The organism is Ruminococcus sp. 210702-SL.1.03, from assembly GCF_020559915.1.
Taxonomy (GTDB): Bacteria; Bacillota; Clostridia; order Oscillospirales; family Ruminococcaceae; genus YE71.
Map to the genome: position 1 here is coordinate 1 of NZ_JAJCLZ010000138.1, position 350 is coordinate 350.

Below are 350 nucleotides of genomic sequence, written 5' to 3' on the forward strand. Positions count from 1 at the left end.
AATATCGAACATAACGGCAGACTTTGAGTATATTTTGCTCTAAGCCTGCCGATTTGTATATAAAAGAACTTTCACAAAGTTTTCAATACAAATTTATTGGATCTGCCGATTTTGTTGGTATCTCTTAAAACAGAGAAACCAATAGGATCGGCTTTTTTGTTTTTTAAGAGAGATGGTGATCCTAATGTGGCAGAGGCTGTATTAACAGATGAGAAAATAAATTTGACAGGAGGAATGTGTAATGTATTACAATAAAGAAAACGTTGAAAGGCTGCGACAGAGATATCCCGAAGGAACTCGCATCTGCCTTGACAGAATGAATGATGATCCATTCCCTGTTGAGTCCGGTA

1 protein-coding gene is annotated in these 350 nt (G+C 36.9%); it reads left to right on the forward strand.

Going from position 1 to position 350, the window contains the following annotated elements; translation table 11 throughout:
* Positions 1 to 241 precede the first annotated feature (241 nt).
* Positions 242 to 350: DUF4314 domain-containing protein (locus tag LI114_RS14410; RefSeq protein ID WP_227221146.1), on the forward strand; the 109-nt coding region annotated here is incomplete at its 3' end.